The organism is Neobacillus niacini (assembly GCF_023715785.1).
Lineage (GTDB): Bacteria > Bacillota > Bacilli > Bacillales > Cytobacillaceae > Neobacillus > Neobacillus niacini_E.
This window is the reverse complement of record NZ_JAMBOX010000001.1, coordinates 468798-489339: the sequence shown is the minus strand read 5'-3', so window position 1 is coordinate 489339 and position 20542 is coordinate 468798. Positions and strand designations below refer to the sequence as shown.

Genomic DNA, 20542 nt, shown 5'->3' with positions numbered 1-20542 from the left:
TTTTATTGTGATTAAATATGTAATAAAGCTAGTTACGACTTACTTTGAAAACGCTCACCATTGCCTGTGGAAAGGGGACTTTATTCCTCATGTTAAAAACGTTAGATTTGGCACTCAAAGTGCTAATGATGTTTACTAGAGAAAAGCCGGTTTGGGGTGGAAGAGAACTGGCAAATGAACTTGGTATGAACCATACCAATATTTATAGGATTCTAGAAACCTTAGAAAAAAATAGATTTATTTCAAAGGACAAAACAACCAAAAAGTATTCCTTGGGATATGCGACTTGGGAACTTGGCATGATTATGTATGAGAGCTTAAATGTGAATAGTTTAATCCGCCCGATCCTTGAACGGTTAAGGGACGAAACAGGGGAATCGATTTTTCTGACGGTATTGGACCGCGATGAAGCTGTCACGCTTGAAGTCGTCGAACCTGAAAATAAAGTAAAGTTCTCCGTCTCTGCTGGAAGCAGGGCACCTTTATATGTTGGCGCATCCTATCGGACCATTCTCGCCTATTTGCCTGATGAGATGACGGAATCGATTATTCGAAACGGATTAGTGAAATACACCAATACAACCATGACGGACCCGGATGAGCTTAGAGCTGAGCTCCGCAAAATCAGGGAAGAAGGCTGGGGCAAAAGCCAGGGTGAGTATACAGCAGATGTCATTGCCATCGCGGTTCCATTATTTGATGGCGGTGACATTGTTGGATCTGTCACCGTATCCGGCCCGATTTATCGAATGACCGATGAAAAAATCCAGGAGTACCTCCCGCTTTTAAGAGTGACACGGGATGAAATTGGTGAGATTATTCGGAGATATCAACTGAATTTAAGAGTGTAAGGACATGGAGGAACTAGCATGAATGCATTGATAAAGGTTGCACAATCAATTTTGAACCAGAATTTGAATCTGAAGGAAAACGAGCAGATTTTAATTGTAACAGATGCGGAATCGGCAGAAATTGCCGAGATTTTTTATCAAGCTGGGCTTGCGTCAGGAAATGAAACACAGCTAATGAAAATGAAGACACGCAGCAAATCTGGTGAGGAGCCGCCTCGGACAGTGGCTGAGGCCATGAAGACAGCGGAGGTAGTCCTTTGTATTACCTGTCATTCTCTCACTCATACTAGTGCAAGAAAGGAAGCCTCTGCCCATGGTGCACGTGTGGCTACGATGCCGGGAGTGACGCTGGATATGCTGCAAGAAGGTGCGATTACAGCCGACTATTTAGAGGTCGAGCAGTTGACCGATTATTATTGTAAAATTCTTGATGCAGGGGAACAGGTTACCATTGAAAAAGGGAATGCAACATTAAGCTTTTCCATAAAAGGAAGAAACGGGATTCCGAGTACCGGAATTTTTCGCAAAAAAGGTGAATCCGGTAACCTTCCTTCTGGAGAAAGCTATATTGCGCCACTTGAAGACTCCGCTAATGGGACCATTGTCGTGGATGGGTCGATTGCGGGAATTGGTGTCTTGAAAGAACCTGTTACGTTAACGCTTATAAATGGACGATTAAAAGATGCTTCTGGTGATGACGGCAAACGGCTGTTGGATTTATTGGGTGAAGGAAATGGCCGGATAATCGCTGAATTTGGGATTGGCACCAATAAAAAAGCCCGTCTGACTGGCAATGTCCTTGAAGATGAAAAGGTCTTTGGCACTGTCCATATCGCATTTGGCAGTAACAAACCCTTCGGTGGAACAAACGAAGCTGGTGTCCATATTGATTGCGTCATAAAAGACCCTGTCGTAACGATTGATGGCCGGACACTGGGTATTTGAAATAGCTAGATATTTCAAAGGGAGCTTGGATGGATATGGCACACTATTTCAGGCAGATTTCCCGAATGCGGCAAGAGAAATAACTTGAGCCAGGCATTCGCTTGGCTTTTTGAATGTTTCGGAGCAAAAATATAGTTTTGATGCATTTTCGAGAGAGGCCCCTATTGCCCTTTGTGTTTACAACCGCCAGGTCTATTTAAATATGAAGCTATATCTTTATGCCCCTCAGCTAGTGCCACATCGACCACGGATTCGCCTTCATCCATATAATTGATGTCCGCACTAGCATTACCATGTTACTTTGGCCTCGAAATAATGCTATAAAATATGCACTTTGTGGCATATCGATTCCATTGGATAAACAGTACTGTACCACGTTGTTATGATTGCTGCTTGCTTCTCCGGATATTGCCAAATACCGGAAGCTCTCATTAGGTCGCGATAAATGACCAGCGTTTCATCTTTGGTTACATTGTGGGCTTCTTCGATTGATGCGTAATCCAAGTAAACCACATTCGTGAACGACCGGTCGCTGTTTTTTGCATTGGGCGTCGAGCCGTTTTAAATTGGCGATGGCCGCTTTATACGCTTTCTCATCCCCATTTACTTTGGAATAAACCCCGTATAGCAGGTTTGCATTATAGTTGTCAGGGTTCAAATTCAGGATCTGCTGGTAGGTCTGCAATGCTTCCGGGATTTTCTTTTGAATAATTTGCGTGGATGCCAGCGAGAATTTGAGGCCGGAATTATGAGGGTCCAGTTTGACGGCCTCATTATAAGCTGCTTCGATCACATCATATTTGCCTTTCAGAGTAATGCCTTTAAAAATTTCTTCTTCCGCCTGCTTGAGATCACCGCTATGCCAGTAATAGTACATCGCTCTTCTAGCTGATTGGTTCGATAAGAGGTAGGTTCATCTGTTTTAATGGGTGCTATAACCGGATTCGGATTGGTTTCTTCGGCCTCTTTGAAACCAGGCGCCGCAAAAGCGGATGATACTGTGATGGTCCCTGCTAAAGCAAGTACCAAGCCCCATTTGCTTTTCCATTTAATCATAAAAATATCTCTTCCATTTTTAGTTGCCGTTAAGATAAGTATTTTTAACCATTAATCACTTTCAACTATACCCCCGCCCCGTCTCCTTTCTGGGTAAATTCGCTGGGTGAATGTCTTGATGGAGAATATTAAAAAGCAAAAAGCTTGTCCAAGCCTAGTGTGGGAAATAGTGGTACAGTAGAAAGGCAGGGAAACACAATGAAAAGACCTGTCCTTTTCACACGTACCGCCCTGCCTGATCGAATCAGTAACATGCGAAACTATTATTTACGGAAAATTATAACTACTAACGAATGCCTTTTAAAGGGCGAAAATGCCTGTTTTGAGGATTCATGGGTAGGCCATGGGGACGATTCTTTTGTCTATGGGATTTCAATGATTTACTCAATTTGTTTCTGTTCTTCTTTTGAGAATAATTGGCGAATCAATTTACCTGCTTCAACATATACAAAAGCATTTTCAATTATAATAATGTGATGATTATGGTAAATGCCTGCTTTTATAAAAGCCATTAAGTTTTTAAGATATATCTCTTTTTTTGTTATATAGATATAATATATGCGCGGTGTCAGGAACATTAATATATTTTGTAAGTGGAAGAATTTTCTTCAAAATTTATCATTCCTTTCATTGAAAATTTTAAAGGAATATCATTATAAGTTCTCTTGAATGTAAAGTGAAGGTAAGATTGTGGCTGTTTTATATAAGCGTGAATCTAACATCTCCCTATCGGTCATTAGATACGGATATTTTCTCATCAATTCGATATGGGCGCTTGCTGTGATCATCGTGCTATTGTATGAGACGACAAACAAAGAATGATTGGTCAAATAGTTTTTTAATAAGGAACCATAATAATTTGGATTTCCTTTTACCCATACATTAATTTCTTTTTCATCCTTTGTTAATAATGAATTTAGCCTATTAATCGCATCTTCTTCACTAAATTCCTCCAGGCTAATAAATGTTACGTGCTCATCCTTGTTTTTATCAGAGGTTTTATTGAAATTTTGTTCGTAAATCCTCAAGTTTTCTTTAAGATCAAAAAGAAAACAATGCCTGCCATTTTTAACTCCTGAAAGTAAAAATGTATTTGCATGTTGATAATAAACATCCAAGTTATTAAAAAGGTAGAGGATTAGACCTGTCCTATTATTAAAAGCCTCAGTAGTAGGTGGATTTAGAATGGTTACTTTAGGTGAATGATAATCTTTAAGTGATGGATTGAAGTCTTCTGAGAAAAATTCCATTGGATCAAACCCTAATACACGGGCAATACTTTTTGCCACATTAATACTTGGGTTGCGTCTTCCACTTTCAATTTGTGCATAGTAAGCCCTGTCTATAAAAGCAGCAGAGGAAATGTGCTTTTGTGTCATCTGTTTTGATTTCCTAAGTTTGATTAACCATTCTCTCTTCATGCTTTCTCCCACCATTAGAATTGATCACACCAGATTATTATTATTATTTAAAAATAACATTTTTAAGATTGTATACATTTAATATAAGCATAAGAAGTAAAGGCTTACTATGCTACATGTTTGGATTTTTTGGATACTAATGGAATTTCAGTTCATCTAGTATAACAAACAATACACGTGTATAAATGTTGCTAAATGCCACATTTGTTTTGAATTGTTTGTTATTAATAGGCAATAAGAACTAGAAATAACAGCATTTACACTTCCTCTCTAGTGGAAATAAGGCGGGAATTTCTACAAAATGTTGCAGTTTGCAACATTTCTCGACATGTAAATAAATTAAAATATTCACAAGGACTTATTCGTTTCATGAAAAAGTAACCTCTATTTTGAAAAGGGTAGACCTTTAAAAACGAGACTATGTAAAAATGAATAAAAGGAAATACAATGGGACAGGAGATTCAAAATGGGAATTGAACAGCTTGGTCAAAATCAAATTCTAACAGATAGCAGCCTTAACATCGATATCTTCAATATTGGTATTTGGGATTATGATGTAATAGAAGATGAGGCATTTTGGTCCGATAATGCCTATGAAATCTTTGGGTTAGATAGAGATCAAGTGCCTACATTAGAATTGGTTTATAACCTAATCCATCCCGATGATCGTGGTCGATTTATTCATCAAGTGCATAAATCGATAGATGAAAAATGTGGCTTTCATGACCAATGGAGGATTATTAAAAACAACAATATAGAATATATGATAGACCTTTACGCTAATGTCATCCTTGATGAGAATGGCCTGGTTATTCGCTTAATTGGCTATGTGGCAGATGGTTCTTATCAGGAGCCGCTTTTACAACAAGCGATAGATTATGCCAGTTCTTTAAATGTCAGTATTTGGTCTAAAAATCTAATAAACAATAAAATTATTTGTTCTAAATGCATTAAATCAATCTGTGGTTACAATGCGGAGCAATTTGAGACAAGAGAAATAAGGTGGGAAGATTTAATCCTCCAAGAGGACCTGGATTTATATACAAGTAAACAAAAGAAATTAATCGAAGGTAAAAAAATAAAGGCCGATTACCGGATTAAACATAAAAATGGTGATATAAGATGGGTACGAGATGAAACCATTCCAGACTTGGATATAAGCGGCCGTTTAATTCGTCTAAATGGAATCATGAAAGATATTTCAGAGCAAAAAAAATATGAGGAAAAGATGAATCATTTAGCCTTTTATGATTATTTGACAGATCTCCCGAATAGGCGACTGGTCGATAAGGTATTAAAGGATGTTGTAAAAGAATACTCTCAATCCCACCATGATAAAACATTTGCCGTGATGTGCCTGGATTTAGATGGATTTAAACGAATTAATGATACATTTGGACATCTAATCGGTGATCAGTTATTAATTGAAGTTTCCAAAAGAATAAAAAGCATAATTGACCAGAACGACATTATTGCGAGAATTGGAGGAGACGAATTCTTACTGGTCATTGAATATGCAAAAGAAAATTCTAAAAAGGTGATTTCGATTGCAAATAGAATCATTAATTCCTTTGAGGAATCTTTTCATATTAATCAGTATGAGCTATTCATTAGCACCAGCATTGGCATTACTTATTTTCAAGGTGAAAAAGAAAATCAAGACCTTATAAGGAAGGCTGATAGTGCTCTATATCGGGCGAAATCAACTGGAAAGAATAACTATAAAGTTTATACTACTGCTATGAATCGAAAGTTCTTGAAACAATATAACCTAGAAAAAGATTTAAGAAAAGCGTTCAATAAAAATGAACTTCTGATGTATTATCAACCGAAATTTAACACCCGGAATAGAAAAATAGTGGGTTTGGAAGCCCTTGTTCGGTGGAAGCAATACCAGCATGGATTGACATTGCCAGGTGAATTTATTCCAGTGGCAGAGGAAAGTAATTTAATTCTTAAACTTACAGAATGGACGTTTCGTGCGGTCTGTAATCAGATCAAACAATGGGAAAAAAATAATGTAAAACTCGTCCCCGTCTCCATCAATATCTCACCAAAGTTTTTTCTGAAAAGCCACTGGGATGACACACTTTTGCAAATAATCAAAGAATTCAATGTTGATCCTAATTTATTAGAAATAGAGATTACGGAAAGTTCCCTGATCCAAAATGAGGAACATTTTGCATCAGGGGTCTTGAGATTGAAAAAAGAGGGAATAAAAATTTCTTTAGATGACTTTGGCACGGGCTATTCTTCCCTTTTATACCTTCAAAAGTTTCAAATTGATACGGTTAAAATTGATCAGCGCTTCACAAGGGAATTATTGGAAAACCACGGATCTATAGCAAGATATATTATTAATTTAGCACACGAATTAAACATGAATGTGATTGCAGAAGGAGTAGAATCAGAAGAACAGCTCACTATCTTGTCTCTGTATGGATGTAATCAAGTTCAAGGTTTCTTATTGAGCAAGCCTGTTTCCGAAAGAGTAATAGAAAAATTATTAGCACTCTATAATTAGATTCTTTAAAAAATAGGGGCCAAGCATCAAGGCCCCATTTTTAGGTGTTGGAGGCAGACCCTTCTCAGTAATCTTTCTGTTAGGTGATGATATACAATCTTAAATCATGCTCGGTATATATAATTTGAGAAAGTCCCCCAACCTTCTTGTCTAGCAAACTGAGGATAGGATGATTGAAAGTGAATGATGATCAAGGCTTGATTTAGAGCGGGGTAGGTGTCGAATAAAACCCGGTCACCGTATCGAATAGCGGTTAACGCCAGTGGCAATTCGCGTCTAAATATTTCATTACGTTTGGCTGCTGCTGTTACGTTATATTCACCTTGATCGATATATAGATAAACAGAATAATATAACGAACTCCCATCTTGCTTCCATTCGCCTAGTACTTCGTCTCGCATTGGATTTATTTTTCCCCAGGCATAATGCGTTCCAATTGTTAAAAAAAGATCTCCAGTGGAATCAGAGTGAGTGAGAGTGTAACGTCGTGGAATCACTGGTTCTGTGGCGGTCACTCCAGTGCTGTACGTCACAAATAATTTTTCAGGATTAAATGGGCTCATGCCATCAACTCCCTTAATATTAGTTTTTTACCATGAAAGGACTCTTTCATAAATATGTGAGTGAAGGGAAGGGTAGGACATTCTCTTTAGATTTCTTTTTAAGACATTGAAATTCCAATTTACCCAGTAATTCAAAAAAATTATGTAAAAAGTTGTCAAAAACACCAATTTAGTAAATAATTAGGTAGAAAAAGAGTGATATTTGTCATATGAAGTTTTCACCATTTTGGCAAAGTCGCTTTTTTTCACTAATTTTGTGGTTTGGAAGGGGGAATAGGTTTTTGAAGATTGTAAGTTTCAAAGGATTGGTTGCATTTGTCCTTTTTTTACAGCTTGTCATTGCTGGACCAATTAGTGCTACGCAGCGTAGTTATGCGGCCAGCGGTACATTGGTAGAAGGACTCGTACACCAATATACCAGCAATACCTGGGCGAATAGTAATCTATTTACTAGTCCAAGCGGTGATCTCTATTTATCTCATGTTAAAGGCATGAATGAGATTACGATTAAGAAATGGGAGAATAACCAATGGAAGGAACTAACCGCTATAACCGCAGCTGCATCAGGAGATAGTGGGTTTAACGCGGGAGTTTCGGATGTTGCCATTGACGGTAACAATACCATTTATGCAGCTTTTCTATTTTACAGGGGTTCAGGTACGACCAGTGATAGAGGCGTAAAGTATGGTATTTATAAAAATGGCAGCTGGTCGTTTGAGAAGGTTGAGAGCGCTCAAGATCCTTATGGATGGAAAAACATGTACGATCCGAAGATTGCTTTTGATGCAAATGGGAAAGCCCATATCGTTTACGTGTACAATGACGCAAATGAACCAAGAAAGTATGAAGTTCACTATGCGACTAATCAATCCGGATCATGGGTAATCAATAAACTTGTCAGTGGAACCAGTTCGATTGATGAAGTGCACGAACCGCAAATTCAGATTGATCAGACTAATACGATTCACATCACGTACGTCAAAGAAGATAATCAAAATGATTACTATGGAAATGTCTATTATACGCACAAGAAAGTAAGTGATCAAAACTTTCCTGTTGCGCATGAGAAGATTATTGATTCAAAAACAGATAAGAAAAACTATTATGCCGCACCTTTTGTTGTCGACTCCTCTGGAAAAATATATCTCTCCTATTCTGATGATGCCTATACAAATTATTTACTCACCAACAAGTCAGGTACTTGGACCAAAGAAGTCATTACTAACGACGGGATTAGTTACCCATTCAAAACTAGTGTCATCAATAACAAGCCTTATGTCATCTTCTACAAAGATACAGGAGGCCCAGCGACGTTTTTCGCGATGGTGAAAGATGCTGGAACGTGGAAAAAGGGAACTAAGGAAGTTTCTTCCCAGTTAATGAGCAGTTCTCCTTCGGAACTAATCACTGAAATGGATCCATCTGGCAATATCATGATTGTGATGGAGGACAATAATTTAAGGAACTTGACGTATTTATATGGGACAAGCAACGACTTCGGCTTAAACTTTGCACCGCCGCTTTCCAGTAATGCGAATTTAAGCAGTTTGGCTGTTAGTCCCGGAGCATTGGTGCCAGGATTTTCAGCAGATACAACGGACTATTCCGTATCTGTAGGCTATGATGTTCAAAAAATCACTGTAACCCCAACGGTTGCGGATTCGACTGCTACGATCACGGTGAACGATCAATCCGTGCCGAGTGGAGTCGGACTCGATGTTACCTTACAGACAGGACCTAATCTGATTCCGGTTAAGGTGACGGCTCAGGATGGAACCGTAAAGACCTATACGGTCACGGTTCAGAAAGCGGCTCCTTCTAATAATGCGAATTTGGCCAATTTAACAGCCAATCCAGGGGTCTTGAATCCGATTTTTCAAACATTGATAAAGGACTATTCGCTCGATGTTCCGAATAGCACCAGCCAAATCCGGTTTACCCCAACAACTGCAGATGCCAATGCCACGGTAACAGTGGGTGGAAATGTAGTGAAAAGCGGACAGGAATCGCCGCCAATTAGTCTAACAGTTGGGAAGAATAGCATTCCGATTATTGTGACAGCTCAGGACGGGAGCACGGTAACTTATACCGTGAAGGTCAATCGGAATACCCCGCCAGTAGCAGCGGATCTCCAGTTTTCAGTTGATGAAAATGCCGCCAATGGGACAGTTGTCGGAAATGTCGGTGGGAGTGATCCCGATGGCCAAGCGCTGACCTATCGGATTCTCTCCGGAAATGCCGAGAACATTTTTAAAATAAATGCGGCAAGCGGCGAAATCACGGTCGCAAATGGAAGTTTATTAGATTTTGAAACTACACAAAACTATTCCTTAACTGTTGAAGTCAGTGATGGTGTCGATCAAACAACGGCGACGGTTACCATCGGGGTCAATGACTTGAATGATAACCGCCCTGTTGCCCACGGATTTACAAAAACAATTGATGAAAATCTGGCCAATGGAACGATTGTCGGCAAAGTAACGGCAACGGATCATGATGCCAATACCCATTTTTCCTACAGGATTACAGCGGGGAATGAGGATGGGGCGTTTGCGATGGACCCAAGTAGCGGTGAAGTGACAGTCGCGAATTCCGTCAAGCTTGATTACGAAACCATCAAGACCTTTAGCTTAACCATCCAAGTAAGCGATGGTGTTCATACAGCTGAAACTACGGCGACGATTGGTTTAAATAATCTAAATGACAATAAGCCGGTTGCTGAAGACGCCGTATTCAACGTCGATGAGAATGCGCCTAATTGGACAGTGGTTGGGAAGGTTATAGCAAGTGATGCTGATGGAGATATTCTTCGTTACCAAATCCTCTCCGGCAATGAAGATGGTGCGTTCGCCATCAATGCTTCAACTGGGGAAATCACGGTAGCCGATAGTCATCAACTGGATTATGAAAGGAAAACCGTCTATCAATTAAGGGTGCAAGCCTTGGATACAGAGGCTCCGCAAGCTTACGATTTAATTAAGGCTTTGTTCCGAAGTATGGAATCCGATATTGCTACCATTACAATCAATGTAAATAATGTGAATGATCATCAGCCTGTACCGCAAGGCTTTACGAAAAACATCGACGAAAATTCGGCAGCGGGTACATCGGTTGGGTTCGTTACGGCAACGGATGCGGATGAAGGAAGTGTCTTTTCCTATAAGCTGACAGCCGGGAATGAAGCAGGTGCGTTTGCGATTGATGAAGTCACTGGTGAAGTGACTGTCGCGGATTCCACCAAACTGGACTATGAAAAAGTTCAAAGCTTTACCTTAACCGTTGAGGTAAGTGACGGTGACCATACGGCTGCAACTACGGTGACGATTGAAGTCAATAATCTGAATGACAATCAGCCGGTTGTCGATGATGCGGTATTTGTCATCAATGAAAATGCCACATCTGGCACGACGGTCGGCACCGTAACGGGTCATGATGCCGATGGTGACCAACTTCATTACGCGATTACAGCTGGCAATGAGTCCGGGGCCTTCCGCATAAATAGTGAAACGGGAACAATCAGTGTCGCGGATGCCGGGAAATTAGATTTTGAAAAAGTTCAACGCTTTGCACTGACCGTTCAGACAAGTGACGGTCTCCATGCAGCGAATGCTGCGGTGGTGATCAATCTGAATAATGTCAATGACAATGCGCCGGTTGGCGAGGACGCTCATTTTACCATTGATGAAAATAGCGCAAACGGAACTGTCGTCGGTACAGTAACGGGCCATGATGCAGACGGCGATAAATTGCATTACAGTATCGCCGCTGGGAACGATTTGGGCGCGTTTACAATTGATAAAGACACTGGTGAGGTGACGGTGGCGGACTCCGGAAAACTGGACTATGAAAAAGTTCAAAGCTTTACTTTAACCGTTGAGGTAAGCGACGGCACCCATACAGCCGCAACGACGGTGGCGATTGGGATCAATAATTTGAATGACAATAAACCGGTTGGCGAGGACGTTCATTTTACCATTGAGGAAAATAAGGCAAACGGAACGATTGTCGGTACAGTTACCGGCCACGATGCAGACGGAGATTCATTGCATTATAGTATCACAGCCGGAAATGAAGCCGGTGCATTTGCCATCGATGAGGACACTGGTGAAGTGACGGTGGCGGATTCGACAAAATTGGACTATGAAAAAGTACAAAGCTTTACTTTGACTATTGAAGTAAGTGACGGCCTCCATACGGCGAATGCAGCGGTGGTAATCAACCTGACTAATGTTAATGACAATGCCCCGGTTAGTGAGGACGCTCTTTTTACCATTGATGAAAATAAGGCAAACGGAACGATTGTCGGTACAGTGACGGGCCATGATGCAGACGGCGATTCCTTGCATTACAAAATGGCTGCAGGAAACGAAGCCGGTGCGTTTGCGATTGGTGAAGATACTGGTGAAGTAACGGTAGCGGATTCGACAAAACTGGATTATGAAAAAGTACAAAGCTTTAAACTGACCGTTCAGGTAAGTGATGGCACCCATTCGGCCGCAACGACGGTGACGATTGGAGTCAATAATCTGAATGACAATCCGCCGGTGGTCGAGGCTGCGAAATTCGACATTGATGAAAATGCCGTGAATGACACAGCGGTCGGTACTGTAACGGGCGATGATGCCGATGGGGACCAGCTTCATTACGCGATTACAGCTGGCAATGAGTCCGGAGCCTTCCGTATAAACAGTGAAACGGGTACAATCCGGGTCGCCGATGCTGAGAAATTGGACTACGAAAAAGTAAAAAGCTTTGCCCTGACCGTTCAAACAAGTGACGGCATCCATACGGTGGAATCAGCGGTGGCGATCCACCTGAATAATGTCAATGACAATCAACCGGTGGTGGAGGACACCTCTTTTACCATTGAGGAAACAGCCGCAGCCGGCACAGTAGTGGGGATGGCTGAAGCTCATGATGATGACGGAGATGGGCTTACGTATTCCGTTGTGTCCGGGAATGATGATGGCATTTTCGCTGTAAATGAAACGACTGGGGAAATTTCTGTAGCGAATTCTTCCAGGTTAAGCGCAAAGGAGAAGGCACTTCATGTGCTTTCGATTGGGGTAAGTGACGGTAAGCATACAGCTGTTATGAGGGCCACTGTCCGTATTCTCTCAAGTGACGCCACTCTTAGCGGATTAACAAGCAGTGTTGGAAGCCTGGCTCCTGCTTTCACACCGGGAAAAACTCAGTATACCATTTATGTTGTGAACAATGTGGAGGAAATGACCTTCACTCCAACAGCGGCGTATCCGAAGGCAACGGTAAAAATGAACGGGAAACCAATCATGAGTGGCCAGGAAACTGAACCGGTGCAGCTTGAAACGGGGAGAAACCTTCAGACCATTGAAGTGACTTCGGAAACTGGGCAAACCACAACGTATAATATTACAGTGATTCGCCTAAAACCGGTGATTAAGGTAATACCTGAGGCTACAGACACGATTGTAACGGTTCCTGATGAGGAAGTGGACCTGCTGGATGAAAATGGTACGCTTCTATTCGAACTAAAAGAGAACCGGGCCCGAAATCAAGTGGTCAAACTGACTGCGGGACAGATTGCAACTTTAATCAAGAGACACGCCAGCATTCAAATTTTAGGCAAGGATGTCCAGATGCGCATCCCGGCAGCCAATTTTGCTGATATGGAAGACGTTACCATCAGCATAGCGAGGGTGGATAAGAATTCTGCAAACATTCCTTTTTCCCGGTTGGCGGTAGGGGAGATTTATGAACTCACAATTAAGCAGGGAGACACCATGATCCATCAGTTTAACCATGAGATTGAGCTTAGCTTTTCTGTCAATGGCTATGCCCATCCGGAGCTTTTAAAGGTACACTACTTTAATGAAGCAAAGAAGGAATGGGAATTGGTCGGTGGGACATTCAAAGGCGGCCAAGTAATCGCCAAGACGAACCATTTCAGCACCTTTGCCCTCTTCCAGCCTGATGATCTAGTGGTAAATCCTGCCAAGAAGCCGGCGACAGGGGGAGATTTGCCTGAGACCTCCACAAGTATGTACAATTGGCTGCTTGCTGGTCTGCTCATTGTGATTCTCGGAGGTGCCATGCTCCGTATTCAGCGAGTGGGAAGAAGATAATTTGGGGAAATACTAAGCAACAAGGACAAAGGGAGAAGAACCAACCCTTTGTCCTTTTTTATTTGAAGTATATCTTGGAAAATTTTGGCGAAAATAGGGAGGAGATTTTGTGCTGTCGAAGAATAATTTTTAAGAGTGGTAAAAAATAATAGCGTTAGACTCGCGAATATATCAATTAGTTTTTCTGAAGGAGTGAAAAAGGATGAGGCGTAAAACTGGTCAAATGATACAGCTAGGTGGTAAAGGAGAAAAGGAGGGTGTAGTAAATGGCTCTTCAATCTAAGCATATATTTGTGAATTTGCCGGTAAAGGACCTGCAGAGATCAATGGAGTTTTATAAGGGAATCGGGTATGACTTCAATCCTGAATACACGGACGAAAAGGCAGCCTGCATGATTATTGGTGAAAATATATATGCCATGTTACTGGTTGAATCCTACTTTAAGACGTTCACGAAACGAGATTTACCAGATCCAATGAAAACGCCAGGGGTTCTCCTTGCTTTGTCCGCTGACAGCAGGGAACAAGTGGATGAAATCGTTGATAAAGCCATTGCATTAGGCGGCACCGCAGCAAGTGAACCAATCGACCATGGTTTTATGTACTATAGGAGTTATCAGGACATGGATGGGCATTATTGGGAAGTTGCTTACATGGTACAACAATAAATTTGAAAAAAGTAGTAAACCAACAAAGGGATAGTAGGTTATCTTTCATTCGTATTCGGAGTCAGACCCTTAGCCGTTAAGTTAACCAGACATAAAAAACAACGCACCTACTAGCGAAATTTTAGTAGGTGTTTTTCATTGGTATAAAGATATTTTTTGATCTTTCTTAATAGAAACCACATTTACTTAAAAATAGTGATGAACAACATCTATTGTAAAACGCTATTTCCTCGAGATTTTGGATGCTGATTTTATATTCATTTTTATACTAGTTTGTTAAGTCTTTTATCTAAGAAAGTAAAATCTAAGGTAGAATAAAGAAGAAATAGAATATAGCAAAAGACGATTATTGTGCCGTAATTGGAGGGGATTTTTAATTGGCAAATAAATATTGCCCTATATGCGGGGAAGCTAATGGATGCATGTCTGGAGCTGGAGAACACGGCAATTGCTGGTGCGATAAGGAGGAATTTCCTAAAGAAATCTTTGAATTAGTTCCTGTTGAAAGCATACGAGTAGATTGCATATGTAAAAAATGTTTAATTAAATTTCAGGAAAAACAAAAAGTTTAGGGAATATACGATGAAATGATTATGTTAAAAAACCACGATTCTTTTATTAAAAATCGTGGTTTTTATGTTTTTAAGCCAAGTGATAGCAATTAAGTAACCGATAATTGGTGATACTCCATATCCCATGATGGGCATTGGAAAATTCCCAAAGAAAGTTACAATCATGGTTAGTAGAAAATAAACACCTAATGATAGAGATACGATCGATACTTTGCCGATAAAAAAGAATGGAACTACTAACAATAGGAGAGACAAAACTCCTAAGACGAACCAGACTATTCCCATGTCTGCAGCTAAAAAGAGAATCTTCTCTACATAAGGCACTGGTGCTAAATTATCGAGAAAAATCCAAGATACGATCACCATAGTAGTTATAAGTGTTAGCGTAAATAATTTTATCATCCTATTATTTATCTTTTTCCAAAAAATAATGGCAGTGGCGCATGCAAATGCGGTTACTTGCCCTGCATCTGGATGAAACAACAATATGACTAATACAATAAAGGTTAGTCCAATTACATAAAATTCATGGGTGCTTAATGCCAATTTCCACAAATGTATAATGAATAAAGGTAAAAAAATACTTGCTATATAAAGATTGATTGGTCCAAAAGTTTTGTCTATTAGAAGCCTCCTATTAGACAGTTTCCTAATTTTAACCTCCGTTTTGTCTATTAGAAGCCTCCTATTAGACAGATTCCTACTTTTAGCATTCATTTTGTCTATTAGAAGCCTCCTATTAGACAGATTCCTACTTTTTGCCTCCATTTTGTCTATTAGAAACCTCCTATTAGACAGATTCCTAATTTTAGCCTCCGTTTTGTCTATTAGAAGCCTCCTATTAGACAGATTCCTACTTTTAGCCTCCATTTTGTCTATTAGAAGCCTCCTATTAGACAGATTCCTACTTTTTGCCTCCGTTTTGTCTATTAGAAGCTTTCTATTAGACACATTTTCTACTTCAACATCCATTTTGTCTTTTAGAAACTCTCTATTAGACATTTTCCCTACTTCTTACACTAATATTTAACTTAACAGATTATTTCTCATCAATTGCGGACTTACATCTTGGACTACTAAAAATAAAGTCTTTTAGTTCCCCAATAGGCACTCGACTAAGCCGCAGATGCCGAATTTGCATAGACTAATGATGATTCAGGGCAAATGGTTAAGGAGGAGGTCTAATGTATCATATGCTTTTTGGTATTCCGTATGGGGGATGGGTCGGCTGTCCGTGCCAATATTGTCCACCTCAAGCGTTTGCAAGTCAATATGATCCACCACCGCCACACCATCATCCGCACTATACTCACTTTTTTCACACTGACTCCACACCACTAATGTTTGCTGTACCATTCATGGCACCGGTCCGGTGGCAAACTAATTAACTGTGCAATCAATATTCAAAAAAATGGGGGTGAACTTCATGGCAAGATGGATAGACGTATCCCTATCAAAACATCAATTAAAACTGTTTGATCGTAATAAGCTTATAAAAACATACCCAATAGCAGTGGGAAAAATGTTGACAGCAACCCCAACAGGGACATTTACGATCATCAATAAACAAAGAAATCCCGGCGGACCATTTGGTGTGCTTTGGATGGGTTTGTCAAAACCTCATTATGGCATTCACGGAACCAATAACCCATCCTCTATCGGTAAGAATGTCTCCCATGGATGTATTAGAATGTTTAATCATGATGTTCTGGACTTATCATCAAGAGTTCAAATTGGTACCCAAGTGTTTATTCATAAATAATCATAATGCTATGTAACAAACTAGGATGATTTTTCCTTGAATGTCCCTGTTTTCTTGCTTCCCATCAAATACACTAACAAAATAATCACCATAAAGGCTGCAGAATAACTAAACGTCATGCCGTACCCAACACTTTTTGCTAAGAACCCGAGACCTACTGAACCAATGGCCAACCCAAAATCGATAAAAATAAGAAGCATTGAATTGGCCGTTGCTTTTTTCTCAGGTGGGACAAGCGTTAATGCCCAAGCCTGTATGATTGGATGGATGATGGCATACGCAATTCCGAATAATGCCCCTGAAACCCAAACCCTCACCATACTAGTAGAAAAACCTAAAAGAACCAAACCTGCAGTCCCTGAAATAGCACCTGGGATAATAAGGACTCTGTGGCCAAATCGATCAAAAATTTTACCAGAAAAAGCCCGAACGATGACCATGGCAATCCCTTGTGCGATAAAAAACTGTGAAATCCTTCCGCCCACACCAATCTCTTTCCCAAACGCCCCCACAAAATTGACGGTTCCTGCAATGGCTATATAATTCAACGATACTAAGATACATGGAAGAAGAACACGCTTATCGTACATGTACTTATAGAAGGGTTCTTTCTTTGCCCCCTGTGGACTTTCCTGTTCTTTTTTAACCGGATTTTTTGTGAAAAAACTGCAGACCAATGAAAAGGTCATAAGCCCGAGCGTTAACAGCATCATCGACCGAAAGGAGAAATGGGCAAGATATGAAATGGCAATGAGCGGCCCCATTGTCGTCCCAACGCTTGTAGACATGGCGAAAAAAACAATGCCCTCACCTAACCGAGACTTAGGAACAATTTGACTTGAAATCGTAAAGACTAAAATCGTAAGCATGCTAAATCCAATACCTTGTAGGGCTCGAATGAAGATTAAAAATCCGATGGAGTCGTTTACAAAAGTAAGACCGATTGTACCCAAAAAGTAAAGGAGAGAAATAATCAGAAGCCATTTCATATTGACCTTTTGGATAATAACACTCGCAAAGAAGCGCGTAACTAAAGATGCGACCATTAAGGTCGTGGTCATTGTTCCTGCTATCGCAGGATTTTTACTAATGGTTGATACGAAAATAGGGAAACCAGCTGTAATCATATAAAAAGAAGCGAACATGACTAAAGACAATAAAATAATAATGACATATTGGTTTGTCCAGAGTTTACCTTTTATTTTACCCATCGTGTAAAGGACCGCCTTCCAAGGCTATTTGCATCATGACGGATTTATTTTTTCCATTTTTTAAAAAACTATTTCAAGTTTCCTGAAATACTTCTTCATTCTTTCCGTATCGAAAGCGGCATATAGATAGTAAAAAAGGAATAGTTCCTTCGATTCACCGAATAAATAACGGATGCGTATCCTGTTATCAAAACGAAGGAGTGAATTTTATGGAAAGTAATGTGGAGCCACCCAACCAAGCAAGACCGGAAGTATCGGCGGGGCGCATTCGCTTCGCTGGCCTAGCGTGCCTCATCGGTGGGCTGCTATGGGTGGTGCTTGTTAGCGTTGAAGAGCTGCAGGCGTCGGTACCTGAAATCGTCACTGGATTACTAATCCCTTTACCGATGTTGCTGGGCATGGCGTGCGGGCCGTTGGGCCTACTCATGCTCCGTGCTAGCGGGAGCGGCCGGATGAGGCGGGTCGGACTCATCGGAACGGCAATCACCCTCCTAGGGATTTGTTCTTATCTGGCAGCTACTTTGTCAAAATACATTGTAGGGTATGAGGTGGAGTTCTTTTATCCCGTAGGTGCCTTACTGGTCGGCGTCGGTATGCTGATGCTGGGAATTGCCGTGTTTGTTGCAAAAAGGCTAACGGGATGGCATCGGGTGGCGCCGCTGTTTGTTGGGGTGTACTACGTAGCAATGATTCCATTCCAAATAATCTTCTTTATTATCCCGAACGGAAATCCATCGCCCATCCTTCTCGGAATCTGGAGCATCACGTGGATTCTGCTTGGGTTTGCCATTCGGAACAGTACTTCTTCCGTGGACCGATAGCCAGCTGAGGTGGGCGTTTATAGTGATTTTTTACGGTATTGGTTGAAAAATAGAAATCTTTTTATGGGGTGGAAATTCCGCTCCATTTTTATTTGTGGATTTTGTTCGTTTATTTGTGGAAATGTGGGGAGTTTATTTGCGAAAACGACCATTCTAACTGCGAAAAACCCGATTTTATTTGCGATTCTTTGTACGAACGAAATCCCTCCCATTTTTATTTGCGCTTTTCGCTCGTTTATTTGCGAAAATAAACATTCTATTTGCGAAAAACCCGATTTTATTTGCGATTGCATTTAATAAGGGCAAGTCCCCCTCATGTATAAATGTATAAAGTACTTCCTGATTTCATATTTGTGTAATAATAGAAATATATAAAGGGGGCTATTTATGTGAAATATTCAAAATCGATTATTGTTGGACTCATTGCGCTGATTGTTGTCGTTGTGGGGTTTTCTTCGGTCACTACTGTCGAAGCTGGGAATAGGGGCGTGCTGGTGCAATTGGGAGAGGTTAAACCGACCATTTTATCGGAGGGTCTTCATTTTAGGATCCCGTTTATCCAATCCGTTCAGCAGATTGAGGTTCGGGTCCAAAAGGAGGAAAGCTCGCAGTCGGCAGCCTCGAAGGATCTTCAAATAGTGACGACAAAGGTAGCGGTCAACTATTCGGTCGATCCGGAAGCGGTCAATAAGCTCTATCAGGAAATTGGTATGGATTACCGCTCCCGTATTGTGGACCCCGCCATCGCCGAAGCCCTTAAGGCGGTTACCGCACAGTACACGGCAGAGGAATTAATCTCGAAGCGTCCTGAGGTATCCGCGAAAGTGAAAGATATGCTGGCGGATAAATTAACGAAATACTTCATGTTGCTGGAGGATATCAATATTAAGGAATTTGCGTTTAGTGAAGAATTTAATAAGGCAATCGAAGCGAAACAAACGGCAGAGCAAAATGCCTTGCGCGCCCAACGGGATCTCGAGAGAATCAAAATTGAAGCGGAGCAGAAAGTGGCACAAGCAGGAGCCGAGGCCGAAGCACTGCGGCTGAAGAAACAAGAAGTCACCCCGGAATTAATCCAACTGAAACAAATCGAAGTCCAAGAGAAGGCCCTAGAAAAATGGGATGGCCGTCTCCCGAACGTCACCGGAGGCGCCACTCCATTTATCGATGTTAATGGGTTTGGGAAGTGACCGGGGGTGCGGGTCTACTCGTTGTTTTGAGTTTGCCAGTCGATATGGAATCCCATTAAAAATAGGTGTTTTCAAAGGGAGTTCGGCTGGATTTGGCACATTTTTCGAACTGATTACTTGAATTTAGCAAGGGAAATTACCTGAGCCAGGCATTCGCCTGGCTTTTTGGCTGTTGCGATACAACCAAATAGCTTAAGGCTTTTTCGAGCGACCCCTCAGCATTTATTTAGACCTAAAACCGGATTGTCGATACAAAATGCGTCACAGATTCTCTTGTTTACCATACTCGATAATGTATTCTAAAGATTCCGAAAAATATGATATGATATACACACGGGATTTTTAATAATGGGGGGATGATCGGTGAACAAGCAAGAATTTATGGCACAGATGGAACAGGCATACGATACATACGCCATCAAACCAGAAAGTATATTCATGTTCAAGCAGCTTCAGTTTGAGTTTGATTATGATGATGAGGCAAGGACATGTACCATTACGTGTCCGGTAACTGAAATTATGTATAACCCGTCTGGAATCGTGCACGGCGGCATTTTTACCTTTCTCGCTGACACAGCGATGGGTCATTTAAACTTTCGGCTGAAGGAAGCGCCGTATGTATCGCTGGAATTGAAGACTTCTTTTTTTAAAGCAACGAAGTCCGGAAAATTGATTGCCACGGCTCGTTATAAGAAGGAAGGATATAAAATTTCATTCATGGAAGCGGACGTCCGGAATGAAGAAGGCGAGTTATTGTGCACAACCACGGGCACATTCTATCGCTACGACAAGTGACCAGGGGACAGTTCCCCCTGGCTCTTCTTTGTCTATTATTGCTAAATTCTTCGGATTGT

The 20542-nt window shown here is 40.9% G+C and carries 17 protein-coding genes; 10 read left to right on the top strand and 7 right to left on the bottom strand.

All coding sequences use genetic code 11. From position 1 onward, the window contains the following. Positions 1-89: 89 nt before the first annotated feature. Positions 90-851: an IclR family transcriptional regulator gene (locus M3234_RS02355; RefSeq protein WP_262303138.1), complete on the top strand. Its 762-nt coding sequence runs from the start codon at positions 90-92 to the stop codon at positions 849-851. An 18-nt stretch (positions 852-869) separates the two neighbouring features. After that, complete coding sequence (locus M3234_RS02350) at positions 870-1796, top strand: aminopeptidase (RefSeq protein ID WP_262303137.1); 927 nt, start codon at positions 870-872, stop codon at positions 1794-1796. Between the two features lie 457 nt (positions 1797-2253). Here M3234_RS02350 and M3234_RS02345 read toward each other — a convergent pair whose 3' ends face one another. The 3 genes from M3234_RS02345 to M3234_RS02335 form a co-directional block, all read right to left on the bottom strand. Beyond that, positions 2254-2673, bottom strand: a complete 420-nt coding sequence (locus tag M3234_RS02345; protein WP_262303136.1) for a tetratricopeptide repeat protein — start codon at positions 2671-2673, stop codon at positions 2254-2256. After that, entirely contained in the window at positions 2604-2852 is a 249-nt protein-coding gene (locus tag M3234_RS02340; RefSeq protein ID WP_262303135.1) for a hypothetical protein, read from the bottom strand. Before M3234_RS02340 ends, M3234_RS02345 begins: the two co-directional genes overlap by 70 nt. Positions 2853-3505: 653 nt before the next feature. Then, positions 3506-4273, bottom strand: coding sequence for a helix-turn-helix domain-containing protein (locus M3234_RS02335; protein WP_262303134.1), 768 nt, complete (start codon positions 4271-4273; stop codon positions 3506-3508). Between the two features lie 466 nt (positions 4274-4739). On the opposite strand from M3234_RS02335, the gene M3234_RS02330 reads away from it, so the two are divergent. Continuing rightward, a complete protein-coding gene (locus M3234_RS02330) occupies positions 4740-6797 on the top strand; it encodes a sensor domain-containing protein (protein ID WP_262303133.1) in 2058 nt (685 codons plus the stop codon). 104 nt (positions 6798-6901) lie between these two features. On the opposite strand, the gene M3234_RS02325 is transcribed toward M3234_RS02330, so the two are convergent. Further along, positions 6902-7360, bottom strand: a complete 459-nt coding sequence (locus M3234_RS02325; RefSeq protein ID WP_262303132.1) for a staygreen family protein — start codon at positions 7358-7360, stop codon at positions 6902-6904. Between the two features lie 281 nt (positions 7361-7641). Between M3234_RS02325 and M3234_RS02320 the strand changes: the two genes are divergently transcribed. From M3234_RS02320 to M3234_RS02310, 3 genes are all read left to right on the top strand, one after another. Further along, a complete protein-coding gene (locus M3234_RS02320; protein ID WP_262303131.1) occupies positions 7642-13464 on the top strand; it encodes a cadherin domain-containing protein in 5823 nt (1940 codons plus the stop codon). A gap of 266 nt (positions 13465-13730) precedes the next feature. Further along, the gene (locus tag M3234_RS02315; RefSeq protein ID WP_262303130.1) at positions 13731-14132 is read left to right on the top strand and encodes a VOC family protein; all 402 of its coding nucleotides are present in this window, start codon (positions 13731-13733) and stop codon (positions 14130-14132) included. A gap of 377 nt (positions 14133-14509) precedes the next feature. Next, on the top strand, positions 14510-14704 hold the full coding sequence (locus M3234_RS02310) for a cysteine-rich CWC family protein (protein WP_262303129.1): 195 nt from the start codon (positions 14510-14512) through the stop codon (positions 14702-14704). Between the two features lie 24 nt (positions 14705-14728). Here M3234_RS02310 and M3234_RS02305 read toward each other — a convergent pair whose 3' ends face one another. Further along, positions 14729-15706, bottom strand: coding sequence for a hypothetical protein (locus M3234_RS02305; RefSeq protein WP_262303128.1), 978 nt, complete (start codon positions 15704-15706; stop codon positions 14729-14731). A gap of 153 nt (positions 15707-15859) precedes the next feature. Then, positions 15860-16060: a hypothetical protein gene (locus M3234_RS02300; RefSeq protein WP_262303127.1), complete on the bottom strand. Its 201-nt coding sequence runs from the start codon at positions 16058-16060 to the stop codon at positions 15860-15862. Positions 16061-16130: 70 nt separating this feature from the next. On the opposite strand from M3234_RS02300, the gene M3234_RS02295 reads away from it, so the two are divergent. Then, positions 16131-16466: a L,D-transpeptidase gene (locus M3234_RS02295; RefSeq protein ID WP_066316229.1), complete on the top strand. Its 336-nt coding sequence runs from the start codon at positions 16131-16133 to the stop codon at positions 16464-16466. Positions 16467-16486: 20 nt separating this feature from the next. On the opposite strand, the gene M3234_RS02290 is transcribed toward M3234_RS02295, so the two are convergent. Next, positions 16487-17677, bottom strand: a complete 1191-nt coding sequence (locus M3234_RS02290; RefSeq protein ID WP_262303126.1) for an MFS transporter — start codon at positions 17675-17677, stop codon at positions 16487-16489. 221 nt (positions 17678-17898) lie between these two features. Between M3234_RS02290 and M3234_RS02285 the strand changes: the two genes are divergently transcribed. The 3 genes from M3234_RS02285 (at position 17899) to M3234_RS02275 (ending at position 20483) form a co-directional block, all read left to right on the top strand. Next, the gene (locus M3234_RS02285) at positions 17899-18498 is read left to right on the top strand and encodes a DUF418 domain-containing protein (RefSeq protein WP_262303125.1); all 600 of its coding nucleotides are present in this window, start codon (positions 17899-17901) and stop codon (positions 18496-18498) included. A 389-nt stretch (positions 18499-18887) separates the two neighbouring features. Continuing rightward, the gene (locus M3234_RS02280) at positions 18888-19688 is read left to right on the top strand and encodes a prohibitin family protein (RefSeq protein ID WP_262303124.1); all 801 of its coding nucleotides are present in this window, start codon (positions 18888-18890) and stop codon (positions 19686-19688) included. Positions 19689-20051: 363 nt separating this feature from the next. Continuing rightward, positions 20052-20483: a PaaI family thioesterase gene (locus M3234_RS02275; RefSeq protein WP_262303123.1), complete on the top strand. Its 432-nt coding sequence runs from the start codon at positions 20052-20054 to the stop codon at positions 20481-20483. The last annotated feature ends 59 nt before the right edge of the window (positions 20484-20542 follow it).

What these genes read in the sequence shown, in the direction of transcription:
- M3234_RS02330 (WP_262303133.1), top strand. Translation starts at nt 4,740, where the DNA reads ATGGGAATTGAACAGCTTGGTCAAAATCAAATTCTAACAGATAGCAGC.
- M3234_RS02300 (WP_262303127.1), bottom strand. Translation starts at nt 16,060, where the DNA reads ATGGTACAGCAAACATTAGTGGTGTGGAGTCAGTGTGAAAAAAGTGAG.
- M3234_RS02355 (WP_262303138.1), top strand. Translation starts at nt 90, where the DNA reads ATGTTAAAAACGTTAGATTTGGCACTCAAAGTGCTAATGATGTTTACT.
- M3234_RS02335 (WP_262303134.1), bottom strand. Translation starts at nt 4,273, where the DNA reads ATGAAGAGAGAATGGTTAATCAAACTTAGGAAATCAAAACAGATGACA.
- M3234_RS02295 (WP_066316229.1), top strand. Translation starts at nt 16,131, where the DNA reads ATGGCAAGATGGATAGACGTATCCCTATCAAAACATCAATTAAAACTG.
- M3234_RS02290 (WP_262303126.1), bottom strand. Translation starts at nt 17,677, where the DNA reads ATGGGTAAAATAAAAGGTAAACTCTGGACAAACCAATATGTCATTATT.
- M3234_RS02325 (WP_262303132.1), bottom strand. Translation starts at nt 7,360, where the DNA reads ATGAGCCCATTTAATCCTGAAAAATTATTTGTGACGTACAGCACTGGA.
- M3234_RS02340 (WP_262303135.1), bottom strand. Translation starts at nt 2,852, where the DNA reads ATGATTAAATGGAAAAGCAAATGGGGCTTGGTACTTGCTTTAGCAGGG.
- M3234_RS02315 (WP_262303130.1), top strand. Translation starts at nt 13,731, where the DNA reads ATGGCTCTTCAATCTAAGCATATATTTGTGAATTTGCCGGTAAAGGAC.
- M3234_RS02350 (WP_262303137.1), top strand. Translation starts at nt 870, where the DNA reads ATGAATGCATTGATAAAGGTTGCACAATCAATTTTGAACCAGAATTTG.
- M3234_RS02305 (WP_262303128.1), bottom strand. Translation starts at nt 15,706, where the DNA reads ATGTCTAATAGAGAGTTTCTAAAAGACAAAATGGATGTTGAAGTAGAA.
- M3234_RS02345 (WP_262303136.1), bottom strand. Translation starts at nt 2,673, where the DNA reads ATGTACTATTACTGGCATAGCGGTGATCTCAAGCAGGCGGAAGAAGAA.